Below are 15,429 nucleotides of genomic sequence, written 5' to 3'. Positions count from 1 at the left end.
ATTTTCATGTCCAAAATAAATTCAGGGCTGTTTGCAGTGCGCAGTGCGCCAAGCGACGCCATACAAGAGATGCAACTGCATAAGCCATTACGACCAGCATATGCTGCATTATTAGCGCTATTGCTGTTCATGCCGAAGGCTCAGGCGGCTGTTGCGCAACTTACACCAGCCAGTACCGCATCAAGCACCCTATCACTCAATGCATCGCAGTCATTGGAAGAGACGCAGCGCAATACGCTGCCACAACGGATTAAATTGCCACAAGCAATCGATAAAGTTCAGGCTTTTCAAGCAAAACAAGGGGTATGGCAAGCCCAACAATCGATTCATACCGCCAACAAACAAGCCAGCCGATTATGGAAAAATCCAACCATCAGTGTTGAACAAAGTGGTTGGGATCGAGAGCAAGACCGCGAGCTATCCTTTGCTGTATCGCAAGACTTAGATTTGTTTGGAGCGCGTCGTGCGCAATATCAGTTGGCAGAATGGGCGCAGTCTCGATCAGATTTAGAACAACAAATCTATCAACAAAAACTGGCGCTGCTGGTGAAATACCTTTGGTCACAGCTGGCAATTTATGACTTAGAGCGCGAGGTGGTCTTAGCACAGTTACAGGTCAGTGCCGATAATGTACAAGCTTTACAGCGGCGTTATCAGGCAGGTGCTGTCGCCCAAGTCGATGTCGATCGTGTGCGTATGAACCACATGGAAAATCAACGTATATACCAACAGGTTGATTTACAACGCAGCCTTGCCGCTCAGCAATTGAGTCAGTTATGGGGTGAGTCAAATGAAGACATCATGTCTGATTTTGCTGCGAATTCTTTGTGGCCGAATGATGTCGCAGAGCAAATACAGCGTTCACAAGCGCATAATCTGTTAGAAAAATCACGACAACTCCAGCAGCAATATCAGCAAGCGCAGGTGAAATTGCTACAAGCACAGGCACGCCCCAATCCAACGCTCAGTATCGGGATGAAAAACAATCGTAGCCCGAACGATGCCAGTGACAATCAGCTGGTGCTTGGGCTGGCTGTGCCTTTGCATATTTTTGATCGGCGGCAATATGCAGTCAAAATCGCTGAAGTCAAAACATCTGTTTTAGCGCGTGAACAACAGTTTTATCAACAACAAAATCAGCTGCAATTGGCGAGCTTGGTCAAAGCCTTGGCGGGCTTAACAGCACAGTTCAAACAACTTGATCAAGCGCAATTACCACTTGCCATACAGGTGCAACAAAAGAGTTTGCAAGGTTTTAACGTGGGTAAATTTGCGGTGAGCGATGTGCAGCAGGCAACTTCGCAATTGCAAGAGATTGCTTTACGTCGCGTGCAATTGCTCAAAGATGCATGGCAAGTGGCGATTGAAGCCGAGAGCTTGAGTCTAGGGATTGAGCCGAGTGTCATCATGGCCAAGGATGCCTTAGCACAATTAAATCAACCTTTATGGCAACAAATACAAGACATACCAGCCTTTGCTACAGGAGAATAACCGGATGCGTTTTCAAACACGTGCTAAATTTTCACAAGGTCGATGGATCGTTGCGGTTGTACTCCTGACTTTAGGCTTAGCTGCGTTCATCTTGTGGTTGAACCCCAAGCATGAGGCTGATGATGGGCATGATCATGGGCAAGCAGCGCCTCAAAACAGCCATCAAGCAGATGAAAAGACGACAGCGGATGAGGCAGGGCATGATGAACATGCGCATGAACAAGACCAGTCGGTGCGACTCACTGCCCAACAGATAGCAGAACAAGGTGTAAAAATAGAAACTGCCAGTATGGGAGAGGTCAGTAATAGTACCCAATATCCAGCACGATTAATTGCCAATACCGACCGTCAAGCCCATGTGGCCTCGATTTTTGCAGGGCGGGTAGAGCGCGTTAATGTTGATCTCGGGCAACATGTTCAGAAAGGACAAGCTTTGGCAACATTGCTCATTCCCGATTTGGTCGATCAACAAGCCAATTTACGTGTGGCACAAAGTACGCTCGAACTGGCACGACAGGAATATCAACGGGAAAAAACCTTATGGTCGCAAGGGATATCGGCTAAGCAAGACTATCAACGTGCTGCCAATGCTTATCAACAAGCGCAGATTCAAGTACAAGCAGCACAGTCTCGGCTAAGTGCCTACGGTGCGCAGGGCTCTACTCATGGTCGTTATGTCTTGACTGCCCCCATTGCTGGGGTGATCAGTCAAAAAGACATTGTGGTGGGTGAAAATATCCAATTGGCGACACAGCTCTTTGTGATTGATCAACTTGACCAGCTTTGGCTTGAGTTTGTTATACCCAGTGATCCTAATTTACCGGTGTTGCCTGAGCAAAAGCTGAGCTTTAAATCACTACAAACCCAAAACACTTTTCAAGCGCAAATTCAAACGCTCAGTGCCGAAGCAGATGCACAAACAGGGCGTTTAAAAGTCCGTGCCAAAGTCTTGTCTTCGGCACAGGAATTGCGTCCGAATTTGATGGTTAATATTGCCATTCCACAGCGGCAACAACAGACGGTATTGCGTGTGCGTAAAGCTGCTTTGCAGCAACTTGAAGAGAAGAGCGTGGTATTTGTGGCAGATTACCAAGGCGATCAGGTCAAATTTAGTCCGCAGGTGGTGAGCTTAGGACAAAGTTCTGCAGATGGTCAGTGGGTGGAGATTAAACAAGGGCTGCGCAAGGATCAATCTTATGTGGCACAGGGCAGTTTCTTACTGAAATCAGAGCTGGAAAAAGGGGAGGCGGCACATGCACATTAAACCTGAAAAACCGCAACAGTCCGTATTTCCTAAGCCAGAAGGTCTATTTGATCGGATGATTCAGTTTGCAATAAGCAATGCCATTTGGGTCATGCTGATGGTTGTGGCTTGGGTCGGTATAGGGCTGTGGAGTTATCAAAAACTTCCCATTGATGCGGTTCCCGATATTACCAATGTACAGGTCCAAATTAATGCACAAGCCAATGGTTTTACCGCGTTAGAAGTTGAACAGCGCATTACCTATCCCATAGAAAATGCCATGGCAGGCTTGGCTAAGCTGCAACAAACTCGTTCCATTTCCCGTTATGGTCTGTCGCAAATCACCATTATTTTTGCCGATGGCACCGATATCTATTGGGCACGGCAGTTGATCAATCAGCGTTTGCAAGAAGTGGCTGCCGAGTTGCCTGAAGGCATCCGCCCCAGCCTATCACCGATTTCGACGGGCTTGGGTGAAATTTATCAATGGGTGGTGCGTGCGCAACCAGATGCGCGTAAAGCCGATGGGCAGCCCTATAGTGCAATGGATTTAAGGGAAATACAGGATTGGGTGATACGACCACAATTACAGCGTGTGGCTGGCGTTGCCGAGGTAAATAGCATCGGTGGCTACAACAAGACCTATGTGGTGTCGCCAGATTTAACCCGTTTGCAGCAATTACAAATTCCCTTGTCGGCATTGCAAAATGCTTTACAGCGTAACAATGAAAACCGTGGCGCAGGCTTTATTGAGGAGAATGGTCAGCAGTATACCGTTCGAGTACCTGGCATGCTACAAAGCATTGCCGATATCGAAAATGTCAGCATTCCTTATCTCAACAACGATGCTGGCAGTGTGGGGCAAAATAGCACCCCGCTACGGGTCGCCGATGTGGCACAGGTTGCCATTGGGCATGACTTGAGAACAGGTGCGGCAACCTACAATGGTGAAGAAACAGTACTCGGTATTGTGATGATGATGATGGGTGAAAATAGCCGCGATGTCGCCCGTGCGGTAGATCTGAAGCTGAGCGAGATTCAAAAAGCTTTGCCCCCAGGGGTGGTGATTGAAACGGTATATGACCGTACCGATTTGGTTGAGCGTGCGATTGCCACGGTACAAAAAAACCTGGTAGAAGGCGCTATCTTGGTCATCGTGATTCTCTTTGTGTTTTTAGGGAATTTCCGTGCCGCATTAATTACAGCCTGCGTGATTCCATTGTCCATGCTGTTTACCTTGGCGGGTATGGCAGAGCGGAATATTAGTGCCAACCTGATGAGCTTAGGTGCTTTAGACTTCGGCATTATTGTTGATGGTGCCGTGGTGATTGTAGAAAACTGTATTCGTCGTTTGGCTGAGTATCAACATCAAGTCGGACGTCCACTCAGCCGTCAAGAACGCTTTCGTGAAGTATTTTTGGCGGCAAAACAAGCTCGTCGACCACTGATTTTTGGTCAGCTCATCATCTTGGTGGTGTATCTGCCGATTTTTGCGCTCACTGGCGTAGAAGCCAAAATGTTCCATCCGATGGCTGCGACGGTGGTCTTTGCATTATTGGGGGCCATGATCCTATCGATTAGCTTTGTGCCCGCGGCTGTGGCGATGTTTGTCCGTGGTCAGGTCAAAGAACAAGAAAGCCGCTGGATGAGCGCCTTGAAAAAGCATTATCAGGCACTGTTGGACTGGGGCTATCAATGTAAGTATCTGGTACTGACCTTGGCATTTTCGCTGTTGTTTTTAACGGCAATCTTGTCAACGCAGATCGGTAGTGAGTTTGCACCTCAATTGGGCGAGGGTGACTTTGCGGTACAACAAATGCGTTCTCCGAGTACGGGCTTAGAACAGTCTTTGCGGATGCAGGAAAATACCGAAAAACAGTTATTGCAAAAATTCCCAGAAATTAAAGCTATTTTTGCCCGTACCGGTACGGCAGAAGTTGCTACCGATGTGATGCCACCCAATATCTCTGATGCTTTTATTTTGCTGAAAGCACGTGAGCAATGGCCTGATGCCAAGCAAAGTATTCAGCAATTGCGTGAACGTATGCAGGACTATTTGGCGACTTTGCCTGGCAATAATAGTGAGTTTTCACAGCCGATTGAGCTCCGTTTTAATGAATTAATTTCCGGCGTGCGGAGTGATTTGGGGGTGAAAATCTTTGGTGATGATATGACTGTGCTGAATCAACAAGCCCAGCAGATTGCCAAGAGTATTCAAAGTATCTCGGGTGCAACCGCAGTCAATGTGGAACAAACCAGTGGCTTGCCTTTGCTCAATGTCGCCGTTAACCCAGCATTGGCGGCGCAATATGGGCTGGCGCTCAGTGATATTCAGGACTTGGTGGCGACCAGTATTGGTGGGCAAAATATCGGGCAGATTTTACAGGGTGATCGCCGTTTTGACTTGGTCATTCGCCTCGATGAGCAGTCTAGGAATCCGCAACAACTCGCCAATTTACCGATTCAACTGCCCAATGGTGGATTGATTCAGCTGCAAGATGTGGCGACGGTGGAAAATATTTTAGGGCTAAACCAAGTCAGTCGTGAAAATGCCAAGCGTCGTGTGGTGGTCACTGCCAATGTACAGGGGCGAGATTTAGGCTCTTTTGTGCAAGAGGTACAAGCACAATTGTCGAAGCAAGCTTTGCCAACGGGTTACTGGATTGAATATGGCGGTCAATTTGAAAATCTGGCTTCAGCCAAAGCCAGAATGCAAATTGTGGTGCCGATGGCTTTATTGACGATTTTTATTTTGTTGATGGCGGTCTTTCATCATGTGAAAGAAAGCCTGCTGGTGTTTAGTGGTGTGCCTTTTGCATTGTGTGGCGGGCTGATTGCTTTATGGTTACGTGATATCCCCTTGTCGATGTCGGCTGCGGTCGGCTTTATTGCCTTGTCTGGTGTGGCGGTACTGAATGGTTTGGTCATGCTGACTTTTATGAAGGAGCTGCAACAGAAAATGCCCGTGCAACAAGCCATTTGGCAGGGGGCAGTGCTACGTTTACGCCCAGTCTTGATGACGGCATGTGTGGCATCATTGGGCTTTGTCCCGATGGCCTTGGCAACTGGCACTGGCGCAGAAGTACAACGCCCACTGGCAACTGTGGTGATTGGGGGGATTTTATCTTCAACGCTACTGACTTTGATTTTACTGCCAATTCTTTATCGTTGGTTGAATGAAAAAGGCAGTGCAGCGGCAACATCTACAACAGCGTCTATTGGTTAAAGAAAGGCTGTGTTGCTGGTCTGGCAGCATGGCTTAAAATCATTACTTGCAAAAGCAGAAAAATGGCTTAAAGAAAAGTTGTTTAAAGAGAAATGGCTTAAAGAAAAATTGTACAAAAAGCAGGAAATGATCCTGCTTTTTGTGTATTTGCATGCTGATCTGGCGGGCTTATTAGATGTGCCACTCATGCTGGCAATCACGACATTTCCAATCACGGTTATTGTTCATAAATGCTTGCATGGACAATTTGAAGTTGGGAAGATCTCGCCAAAAAAAGAAGCCTGCGATCACAGCAATCACAAAGACGATGATCGTGGCATTTTGCAAGGTGGTACCTGGACCATTGCCAAAAATCCACATGCCGATGCTGACCACGACCAAGAATAATAAAATAAATAATGCTGGAATGAGCATCACTAAACTTTTAGGCACTTCTGGGCGTGCGGCTGGATTTTGATTATTGGCCATCGGCATAATTTTAGGGCTTTGGCATTGTGGGCAACGATATTGCATCATAACTCCATCATTTGATTGTTGCTGATAACAGGAATGTGATCAGCGCTAGATGAGGGGTGTAGCAAACTGAGCACGGCAAAGATTTCATAGTATCGCTTATTGCGAATCGTTTAGACAATAAAAAAAAGCCACTGATTTATGCAGTGGCTTCTTTAAGAATCTGGCGTCCCTACGGGGATTCGAACCCCGGTTGCCGCCGTGAAAGGGCGATGTCCTAGGCCTCTAGACGATAGGGACGTTATCGAGAGGTAACACAACAGAGCTAGAAAATGGTGGAGCCAAGCAGGATCGAACTGCTGACCTCTACAATGCCATTGTAGCGCTCTACCAACTGAGCTATGACCCCAGTCTGTGTGAGCGCCATATTAGCAGATTGTGTTCACTCGTCAATAAAAAAATTTAACTTTGGCTTTCAATTGCATCATTTTTCGGCAATTTTAAGCTTTCATTGTGTTTTTCCCAAACTTTAAGCTCTTTTTTGCTCGGACCACCAACAATTTCAAGCGCATGACGTAGTCGAGCAAAGCTGAGATCGGGTCCTAGCGTGACCATCGATTGCATCACTGGAGTTGAGCTGGTTGAACCGGCGATCGCAATAAAGAAGCTGGGCATGAAATCACGTAGTTTGATTTCCATTTGTGCGGCCAAGTCCATTAAGGTCTGGCTCACGCTATCGTTATTCCAGCTGCTGAGTGCTTCTAAACGCCAGATTGCAAACTGTAGGCTTTGACGGACTTGTTCTTCAGTCAGTTTTTTGCTGACGAAATCTTCTTTGCTCAATGTTGGGAATTGATTGAAATAAAAACCAGCCCAGTTGACGGCATCGGCCAATAACTGAATACGGGGTTGAATCGCTGCGGCGATGTCTTCTAGTTTATTGCGATCAGATTTCCAGTTGAGGAGGCGATCTAATAACTGTGCTGGGGTTAAGCCTTTGATCCATTGACCATTGAGCCAGCTCAGTTTGTCTACATCAAAGATGGGTCCACCCAGAGAAACCCGTTGAATATCGAAATGTTCAATCATTTCATCCAAAGAGAACTGTTCACGTTCGTCAGGCATAGACCAGCCCATACGTCCTAAATAGTTCAATAAGGCTTCAGGCAATACACCGATATCTTTGTAATAGGTGATTGATGTTGGGTTTTTACGTTTAGACAGTTTGGATTTATCTGGGTTACGCAGCAAGGGCATATGACAGATCGTTGGCATGTCCCAACCAAAATACTGGTATAGCAACTGATGTTTGGGTGCCGATGGAATCCATTCTTCACCGCGTATAACATGGGTGATTTCCATCAGATGGTCATCAACCACATTGGCCAAGTGATAGGTCGGTAAGCCATCGGTTTTGAGTAGGACTTGCATATCGACTTGTGCCCAAGGAATCTCGACCTCACCACGTAACAGGTCATTGAAGGTACAGATTCCTTCACTAGGAACTTTCATACGGATGACATGCGGTTCACCCGCTGCAAGGCGACGTTGTACTTCTTCTGCCGATAAGTTCAAGCCACGACCATCATAACGGGGTGTTTCACCGCGTGCTTGTTGTTCTGCACGCATTTGATCAAGCTCTTCTGCAGTAGCAAAGCAGTAGAATGCATGACCTTTTTCCACCAGCTCTAAGGCGTATTGTTTGTAGATATGCATGCGCTCAGACTGACGATAGGGTGCATGTGGTCCGCCAATATCAGGACCTTCAACCCAATTGAGTCCTAACCAACGGAGTGAATCTAAAATCATTTTTTCAGATTCGGCGGTAGAACGCACTTGGTCGGTATCTTCGATACGCAGAATAAATTCACCACCATGTTTTTTGGCAAAACATAAATTGAATAAAGCAATATATGCGGTACCAACGTGAGGGAATCCAGTAGGGGATGGAGCAATACGAGTACGAACAGTCATAGCCAAATATCAAGAATTAGAACAATAGGCTATAGTATAACGAAAAATCAGCTGGGCATAAGCGCTTAATTACATTGCGGCATAGACATGTATATCTGTTGCAGTCGTCAAGCCTTAAGAGTTTTGCGCGGGTTGAAAAATACTTTGTATGAAGCGTGAAAAGCGCTGGTGTTGTTCAGCTAAGAAGTTCTGTGTGGGTTCAACTTTTAAATTGGTCATCAATTTTAGACGATCTTGGTCACGATGATGTTGATTGTTGCATTTCTGCTGAATCAGCGCTTTTTCGATCGGTGAAATTTTAGCAGCGTGTGGCGTGGGGGTGCAATGACGAATTGCATTTGCCTGTGCCGTTACAGCAAACCCCAGCGCTAAAAGCACAAAAAAGTGGACTTTTAAAATCTTACTTTTCATTTCAAATATCCTTTCTAGAAGCTTGGTTTTGTTGTTGTTACACCTAATTCGCCATATCCCTTGTTTGAGTGAGGCTGTCTGTATTGAAGAAGCAGTATTGAGGAAGTCGTATGTGCATCGATCCTCACAACTCGCTTCAAGAGAACAGACCCAATAAGCGGATGACTGTGAATACACCGAGAGAAATGATCAGACTTGTAGCTTGATCAATGTGTCAAAAGGGTATTTCACTTTGTCACAAATACGTATGAAATTAAAGTGGTAGCTGAGATTTTAGCATTTCTAAAACGCTAAGTTATCATTTTTTTTCATTTATTTGGCAAAAAATAGACGAACAGACCGGCTTTGCTCCAGCCACAGACCAGCGCGTAGCCGCTCGACTAAAAATGTTCTAAAAACAGTATGCCAGCGCTGAAAATACATTCATAAGACCATCAGAAAACAGCGTTAATCATCAAAGCATGCGGTAGACTAGTTTTTAGCGATTATTTTTCTTTGCTTAGCAGATATTCTTGCATCACGATGTGAAAAATCTCAGTACTGTAAGCAGGTTGTTCACTCAAAAAACTAATTAAAACGTGATGTTGTCATGCCTAGACGCAGCTCGCTATGGGGCTTAAGCATATGGTTTGGGCTGTAAATTGCCTGACCATGCGCTTGACTGACAAAGTCGTGGCATGGCATTGCAGCACTCTGGCATATTGCCTATATTGCATTCACTGATTTAAAAAAAGCGTGGCTTATGAAAAATCCAATTCAAAATATTTGGCGCAGCGCAGTGGTGGCTTTGAGCTTACTGGGCTTGGCACACACTGCACAGGCTGAAGACCGAGAATTTCTCAATGTGTCCTATGATGCAACACGTGAATTCTATGATGAATTTAACAGCTCTTTTGCCCAGTACTGGCAAAGTCGTACTGGTAAGACTGTTCGTTTTAAGCAGTCGCATGGCGGTTCTGGTAAACAAGCCCGTGCTGTGGTCGATGGCTTAAAAGCCGATGTAGTGACTCTGGCTCTGGCCAATGATATTGATGAAATCGCCAAGACCGGTCAAATCAATAAAAACTGGCAAAAACAATTCCCTCATAATTCAGCGCCGTATACTTCAACCATTGTATTTATGGTGCGTAAAGGCAACCCCAAAAAAATCCATGACTGGACTGATTTGGTTCGTCCTGGTGTAGAGATTATTACCCCAAACCCTAAAACGGGTGGTTTACCGCGTTGGATCTATCTGTCTGCATGGGGCTATGCCTTAAAACAGCCGAATGGTAGTGATGCCACCGCACGTGATTTTGTGTCGAAGATGTACCACAACGTTAAAGTCATGGATCCTGCTGCCCGTGCCTCAATGACGACTTTTGCGGAACGTGGTATAGGCGATGTGTTGTTGACTTGGGAAAACGAAGCATTGGTGACGGCACGTGCCTTGGGCAAAGACAAGTTTGACATTGTCTATCCATCGATCTCTATTTTGACTGAACCCTCTGTGGCAATTGTTGATCGTAATGTCGAAAAAAATGGCAATAAATGGCTCGCACGAGGCTATATCAATTATCTCTATTCTCCACGAGGGCAAGATATGGCCGCACGCTATTTCTATCGTCCACGTAATCCTGAAATTTTAGCCAAATATGCGGCACAATTTCCAAAGCTGAAAACGTTTAGTATAGATGAAGTCTTTGGCGGCTGGGCGAAAGCACAGCAAACCCATTTTGTGAATGGCGGTGTATTTGACCAGATCTATAACCAAAAACGTTAAAGGAACCAAAAACGTTAAAGGGAAATTTTGCTGAAACGTTATAAGTTTTGCTGGAATAGCTAAAGAATCGTCTTGATTGAAAAGCAGTGCTGCGCAGTTGGTGTGCGGTGCTGCTTTTTTTATCGCCAATTATGGCTGTGGCAGTGAATTTTTCTATGGATTTTAATATTTCCGTACAAAAAGACGTTTGGCGCAGCGCCTAAATAAAGCGATAATGTTCAGTTAAATTTTTTAGTGATTTTATTAAAGTTATGTCGCATATTTCTGTATTACTTCATGAAACAATCGATGCTCTGCTGGCAGAGCGCAATACAGGAATTTATGTCGATGCGACTTTTGGTCGTGGCGGGCATAGCCGTTTATTGCTCTCCAGACTGGATGCCGATGCAAAGCTATATGCCTTTGATAAAGACCCACAAGCTTTGGCTGTTGCTGCTGAGTTGGCACAGCAAGACCCACGTTTTCATATTATTCATGCCAGTTTTGCCGATTTAAAAACCGCTTTGGCAGTAGAAAATATTCATGCTGTAGATGGCATTATGGCAGATTTGGGCGTGTCTTCACCGCAACTAGATCAGGCTGAGCGCGGCTTTAGCTTTATGCATGATGGTCCATTGGATATGCGTATGGACTATAGCCAAGGTCTAACGGCGGCGCAATGGTTGCAACAAGTTGATGAAACGCATTTGGCCAATGTGATTTATCAATATGGCGAGGAGCGTTATAGTCGTCGTATTGCCAAGGCGATTAAAATGGCTGGAGCTATGCAGCGTACCGCAGAGCTGGCAGAGGTGGTCAAACAAGCGCATCCAAAATGGGAAAAACACAAACACCCTGCAACACGAACCTTCCAAGCGATCCGCATTGAAATCAATAAAGAACTAGAAGATATTCAACTTTTTTTACCTCAAGCGGTAGATTTGCTAAAATCGCAAGCAAGACTGGCAGTGATTAGCTTCCATTCGTTAGAAGATCGTATTATTAAACAATTTATTCAAAAAGAATCGAGCTTAGCTGAGATGCAAGATTGGGGAATGCCACAGCAGCAACAAGACACCCGCCGGCTGAAAAAAATTGCTAGAATTCGAGCCAGTGATACAGAAGTACAAGCGAATCCTCGTTCACGTAGTGCATGGCTACGTGTTGCCGAACGCTTAGATTAGAACAACAGGCTGAAGATGAAAGCACAGACCAAATTAGTCGTACCCACAACGGTGAATTTAAAACGCGTTGCAGCTTATGCGGTGATGATCCTTGCCATTATGATCAGTGCATTCATGGTGGTTCTACAAGTCTTTACCTACCGGCATGATTACCGTGAATACAACGCATATATACGTGAGCGTGAAGATTTAAAAGCTGAAAAAGGTCGACTATTAATTGAAAAACAAACATTTGGTGCAACGGCTCAGATTGGAACGCGTGCGGTAACCCAGCTCCGTATGTATTCTCCGCCTGCAAGAGAAACCGTGGTGGTGTCTTTACCGGCAAAATCTGAGCACAATAAATAAGGCAATGGCATGGTTGAGCAACGCGTAAAATCTCCTCGAAAAAAAACAAAACAGTCCATTACCGAAAAGCCCACTTTGGCGATGGATATGTGGCGCTACTATCTGCTGTGGGGAGTGGTCTTGTTGTGCTTTATTGGGCTGGTTGGGCGTGCCTTTTATGTACAAGTGATCAATAAAGACTTTTTGCAAAACAAAGCCAATGCCAAAATTTTACGTGTGGAAAAGCTCAAAGCCATGCGCGGCATTATTTCAGATCGTAACGACGTTCCTTTGGCAATCAGTACCAGTATCATGAAAATCGCGATCGATCCGCGGGATTATTTGGAAACCAAAGCAGATTTTGAAAACATTAGCGCAGAGCTGAAAAAACAGCCCAATAGCCGCAAATTAAAACGTCAATTACCGACCAAAAACTTGAGCCTAGACGAACTTGCCGATGCTGTGGGTATTGACGGTGGCGATCTGAAGAAAAAAGTTAATGCCAATCCTAAATCACGTTATCTGGTCTTGAAAAAAGAAGTCCCACCCGCACAGGCTGAGCTGATCATACAGCGTAATTTTGCTGGGGTATATGCTGAAAAAAGCTACAAGCGTTATTATCCGCAACCGCAGCCCAATGCACAGATTATCGGGTTAACCAATAGCGAAGGCGTTGGGATTGAAGGTCTGGAAATGAAGCTCAATCAGCGTTTGGCTGGTGCAGACGGTGAGCAGCGTATTGTCCGTGATAAGCATGGTAATCGGGTCAAAGAACCTGAAGTCATGAAAGAGGTGAAAGCGGGTGAAGATATTACCCTCAGTATAGACTCACGTTTGCAATATATTATGTACCGTGAGCTTACTGCGGTAGGGGTTGCCAATAATGCCCGTTCAGCCTCTGCCATTGCGGTCGATGTCAAAACTGGCGAAATCTTGGCATTGAGTAGTTGGCCATCGTACAACCCCAATGACAAAGACGGCTTACACAACAAAGATGCCATGCGTAACCGTGGTGCGATTGATATGTTTGAGCCAGGCTCAACCATGAAACCCTTTACGGTTGCAGCCGCATTGGAAAGTGGGAAATACACGCCCAATACTGTGATTAATGTCAGCCCGGGCAGTATGCGCATTGGCAATCACACTATTCGTGATACTCATAACTATAATTCACTGACAGTGAGTGGTGTCATTATTAAGTCGTCTAACGTCGGGTCAGCCAAGATTGCGTTATCGATGCCCTATTCGACTCTGCCAACTTTCTTTAAACGGATTGGCTTTGGTCAGCGCTCCGCTGTGAAATTCCCCGGTGAAAGTGCCGGCTTGATTTTACCGCCTAGCAAATGGAATGTTTCGGAAGTGGGTACCATGGCCTATGGTTATGGCTTAAATGCCACCATGCTACAACTGGCACAAGGCTACGCCATGCTGGCCAATCATGGCGTTCAGCATCCATTAAGCCTGTATAAACTCACCGAAAAACCCAAAGGTACCCAAGTGCTCGATGCTAAAATTGCCGATCAAGTTTTGGCAATGTTAGAGCAAGTGACGTTACCGGGTGGGACAGCGAAACGTGCGGTGATTCCGGGTTATCGTGTTGGCGGTAAAACCGGTACAGCACATAAGCTCAATGCCGATCGTCGTGGTTATTCGAAAAGTGAATACCGTGCATTATTTGCTGGTGTTGCACCAATTAGTGATCCGCGTCTGGCCATTATTGTAGTGGTTGAAAATCCGCGTGGACAATACTATGGAGGGCTTGTTGCCGCTCCGGTCTTTGCCCGCATCATGCAAGAATCTTTGCGTTTGCTCAATGTTCCACTGGATAAACCATTGGACACGACAACGATTGCCAAATGAGTTTGATATGTGTATTAGTTTTCAAGACATCCATCCAGTCAACGATCCTTTAGACTGGATGACAGAAGCTTTTCAAGGTTTTAGCTTAGATAGTCGACAGGTTAAAGCCGGGCAGATTTTTATTGCACGGAATAGCTATCATCTGAGTGCTGCCGAACAGGTTGAAAAAATTCAACAATATGCAGCGGATGCTTTGGCGCAAGGTGCATTGGGCGTGATTAGTCAAATCGATGCAGGGCTTGAACAAGCTTGGGTTTGCCCAGATGTCAATGCCCAGATTGGTCTGTGGCAACAAGCGTATTTGACAGGATCTACAGGTTTAGCGCCGTTACCGGTACTGGCGGTAACAGGAACCAATGGTAAGACCACAATTGTTCGTTTGATCGCAGAATTCATCAGCCTTAAGGCGCAACGCTGTGCGGTCTTTGGGACAACCGGCAATGGGATTTTGCCAAGTTTAGAAGCTTCGAGCCATACCACTTTAGATCCAGTACAGCTGCAAAACCTTATGTTTAAGTTTGCACAACAAGGCGCACAGTATGCAGCCTTAGAAGCCAGTTCACATGGTTTGCAACAAGGTCGTCTCAATGGTTGTGATATTAAAATTGCGGCTTATAGCAATTTAAGCCGTGATCATTTGGACTATCATGGCAGCTTAGATGCTTATGCCGATGCCAAAGCAAAACTTTTTCAGTTTAGTCGTTTAGAGGTTGCGGTGATTAACCGCGATGATCCTTATGCCGCGGTGATGTTACAGGCGGCCAGTAATAATCCAGCCCACCCCAAAGTATTGACGTACTCGACACGCCAAGGCGCAGACTATCAAGTCTTTGCCATTCAATATGCTATCGATGGTGTACATTTCCATTTAAAAACCAAGCAAGCCGAATATGCTGTGCATAGCCCATTATTGGGTCATTTTAATATCGAAAATTTGCTTGCCAGTTTAATCGTGGTGGAGCAGCTCGGTTTTGATTTGGCCGAGTTAATTGATTTAGTGCCTCAGTTACAAGGTGCTCCGGGACGTATGCAAGTGCTGCGTGATGGTGAGAGACTCTTTGTGGTCGACTATGCCCACACGCCCGATGCCCTAACACAAGTTTTGGCAACCCTAAAACGTCATGTCAAACACCGCTTATGGGCAGTCTTTGGTTGTGGCGGTGATCGCGATCGTGGTAAACGCCCTTTAATGACACAAGCTGCCTTGGCCTTGGCCGATCAAGTGCTGTTGACCTCAGATAATCCGCGTAGTGAAGATCCTGCGCAGATATTTGCCGATATGAAACACGGGCTGGATCTAGAAATCCAGCATATACAACAAATACCTGACCGCCGTGAGGCAATCAGCTACGTATTAAACCATGCTGAAGCGGGTGATATTGTGGTGATTGCTGGGAAAGGTCATGAAAATTATCAAGAAGTAAATGGCGTGCGGCACTGGTTTGATGATGTTGTTGAAGTGCGTGCTGCAATTCAAGCGCAACATAGTCATCCAACTGCTTATCCTGCCAACTAGGAA

11 protein-coding genes and 2 tRNA genes are annotated in these 15,429 nt (G+C 45.7%); 8 read left to right on the top strand and 5 right to left on the bottom strand.

The window, feature by feature from the left end; translation table 11 throughout:
- Window positions 1-6: 6 nt before the first annotated feature.
- The 3 genes from BFG52_RS14615 to BFG52_RS14605 are packed head-to-tail and all read left to right on the top strand — an operon-like array spanning window position 7 to window position 5,960.
- Complete coding sequence (locus BFG52_RS14615) at window positions 7-1,491, top strand: TolC family protein (RefSeq protein ID WP_228703765.1); 1,485 nt, start codon at window positions 7-9, stop codon at window positions 1,489-1,491.
- A gap of 4 nt (window positions 1,492-1,495) precedes the next feature.
- A complete protein-coding gene (locus tag BFG52_RS14610) occupies window positions 1,496-2,755 on the top strand; it encodes an efflux RND transporter periplasmic adaptor subunit (RefSeq protein WP_067557840.1) in 1,260 nt (419 codons plus the stop codon).
- Window positions 2,745-5,960, top strand: coding sequence for an efflux RND transporter permease subunit (locus tag BFG52_RS14605; protein ID WP_067557838.1), 3,216 nt, complete (start codon window positions 2,745-2,747; stop codon window positions 5,958-5,960). Before BFG52_RS14610 ends, BFG52_RS14605 begins: the two co-directional genes overlap by 11 nt.
- A 171-nt stretch (window positions 5,961-6,131) precedes the next feature.
- Here the strand turns inward: BFG52_RS14605 and BFG52_RS16695 are convergent, their stop codons facing one another.
- From BFG52_RS16695 to BFG52_RS14580, 5 genes are all read right to left on the bottom strand, one after another.
- Window positions 6,132-6,473: a hypothetical protein gene (locus BFG52_RS16695; protein ID WP_071890144.1), complete on the bottom strand. Its 342-nt coding sequence runs from the start codon at window positions 6,471-6,473 to the stop codon at window positions 6,132-6,134.
- 164 nt (window positions 6,474-6,637) lie between these two features.
- Window positions 6,638-6,713 (bottom strand) — tRNA-Glu (locus BFG52_RS14595).
- A gap of 33 nt (window positions 6,714-6,746) precedes the next feature.
- Window positions 6,747-6,822: transfer RNA gene (locus BFG52_RS14590), tRNA-Ala, on the bottom strand.
- A 53-nt stretch (window positions 6,823-6,875) separates the two neighbouring features.
- Window positions 6,876-8,387 (bottom strand): glutamate--tRNA ligase, encoded by a 1,512-nt coding sequence (gene gltX / locus BFG52_RS14585; protein WP_067557832.1) that lies wholly within the window; start codon window positions 8,385-8,387, stop codon window positions 6,876-6,878.
- A 114-nt stretch (window positions 8,388-8,501) separates the two neighbouring features.
- A complete protein-coding gene (locus BFG52_RS14580) occupies window positions 8,502-8,798 on the bottom strand; it encodes a hypothetical protein (RefSeq protein WP_067557830.1) in 297 nt (98 codons plus the stop codon).
- Window positions 8,799-9,540: 742 nt separating this feature from the next.
- Here BFG52_RS14580 and BFG52_RS14575 point away from each other — a divergent pair.
- The 5 genes from BFG52_RS14575 to BFG52_RS14555 all read left to right on the top strand — a co-directional run bounded on the left by BFG52_RS14575 (window position 9,541) and on the right by BFG52_RS14555 (window position 15,426).
- A complete protein-coding gene (locus BFG52_RS14575; RefSeq protein WP_067557827.1) occupies window positions 9,541-10,560 on the top strand; it encodes a sulfate ABC transporter substrate-binding protein in 1,020 nt (339 codons plus the stop codon).
- Window positions 10,561-10,811: 251 nt separating this feature from the next.
- Window positions 10,812-11,723 carry a 16S rRNA (cytosine(1402)-N(4))-methyltransferase RsmH gene (gene rsmH, locus BFG52_RS14570; RefSeq protein ID WP_067557824.1) on the top strand — a complete coding sequence of 304 codons (912 nt, stop codon included), beginning with the start codon at window positions 10,812-10,814 and terminating at the stop codon, window positions 11,721-11,723.
- Window positions 11,724-11,738: 15 nt separating this feature from the next.
- Window positions 11,739-12,071 (top strand): cell division protein FtsL, encoded by a 333-nt coding sequence (locus tag BFG52_RS14565; RefSeq protein ID WP_067557821.1) that lies wholly within the window; start codon window positions 11,739-11,741, stop codon window positions 12,069-12,071.
- Window positions 12,072-12,080: 9 nt separating this feature from the next.
- Entirely contained in the window at window positions 12,081-13,910 is a 1,830-nt protein-coding gene (gene ftsI / locus BFG52_RS14560) for a penicillin-binding protein PBP3 (RefSeq protein ID WP_067557819.1), read from the top strand.
- Between the two features lie 7 nt (window positions 13,911-13,917).
- Window positions 13,918-15,426, top strand: a complete 1,509-nt coding sequence (locus BFG52_RS14555; protein ID WP_067557816.1) for a UDP-N-acetylmuramoyl-L-alanyl-D-glutamate--2,6-diaminopimelate ligase — start codon at window positions 13,918-13,920, stop codon at window positions 15,424-15,426.
- Window positions 15,427-15,429: the final 3 nt, after the last annotated feature.

The organism is Acinetobacter larvae (assembly GCF_001704115.1).
Lineage (GTDB): Bacteria > Pseudomonadota > Gammaproteobacteria > Pseudomonadales > Moraxellaceae > Acinetobacter > Acinetobacter larvae.
Note: the sequence above shows the minus strand (reverse complement) of the source record. Positions and strands in the feature narration are given on the sequence as shown.

What these genes read in the sequence shown, in the direction of transcription:
- BFG52_RS14615 (WP_228703765.1), top strand. Translation starts at nt 7, where the DNA reads ATGTCCAAAATAAATTCAGGGCTGTTTGCAGTGCGCAGTGCGCCAAGC.
- BFG52_RS14610 (WP_067557840.1), top strand. Translation starts at nt 1,496, where the DNA reads ATGCGTTTTCAAACACGTGCTAAATTTTCACAAGGTCGATGGATCGTT.
- BFG52_RS14605 (WP_067557838.1), top strand. Translation starts at nt 2,745, where the DNA reads ATGCACATTAAACCTGAAAAACCGCAACAGTCCGTATTTCCTAAGCCA.
- BFG52_RS16695 (WP_071890144.1), bottom strand. Translation starts at nt 6,473, where the DNA reads ATGCAATATCGTTGCCCACAATGCCAAAGCCCTAAAATTATGCCGATG.
- gltX (WP_067557832.1), bottom strand. Translation starts at nt 8,387, where the DNA reads ATGACTGTTCGTACTCGTATTGCTCCATCCCCTACTGGATTCCCTCAC.
- BFG52_RS14580 (WP_067557830.1), bottom strand. Translation starts at nt 8,798, where the DNA reads ATGAAAAGTAAGATTTTAAAAGTCCACTTTTTTGTGCTTTTAGCGCTG.
- BFG52_RS14575 (WP_067557827.1), top strand. Translation starts at nt 9,541, where the DNA reads ATGAAAAATCCAATTCAAAATATTTGGCGCAGCGCAGTGGTGGCTTTG.
- rsmH (WP_067557824.1), top strand. Translation starts at nt 10,812, where the DNA reads ATGTCGCATATTTCTGTATTACTTCATGAAACAATCGATGCTCTGCTG.
- BFG52_RS14565 (WP_067557821.1), top strand. Translation starts at nt 11,739, where the DNA reads ATGAAAGCACAGACCAAATTAGTCGTACCCACAACGGTGAATTTAAAA.
- ftsI (WP_067557819.1), top strand. Translation starts at nt 12,081, where the DNA reads ATGGTTGAGCAACGCGTAAAATCTCCTCGAAAAAAAACAAAACAGTCC.
- BFG52_RS14555 (WP_067557816.1), top strand. Translation starts at nt 13,918, where the DNA reads ATGTGTATTAGTTTTCAAGACATCCATCCAGTCAACGATCCTTTAGAC.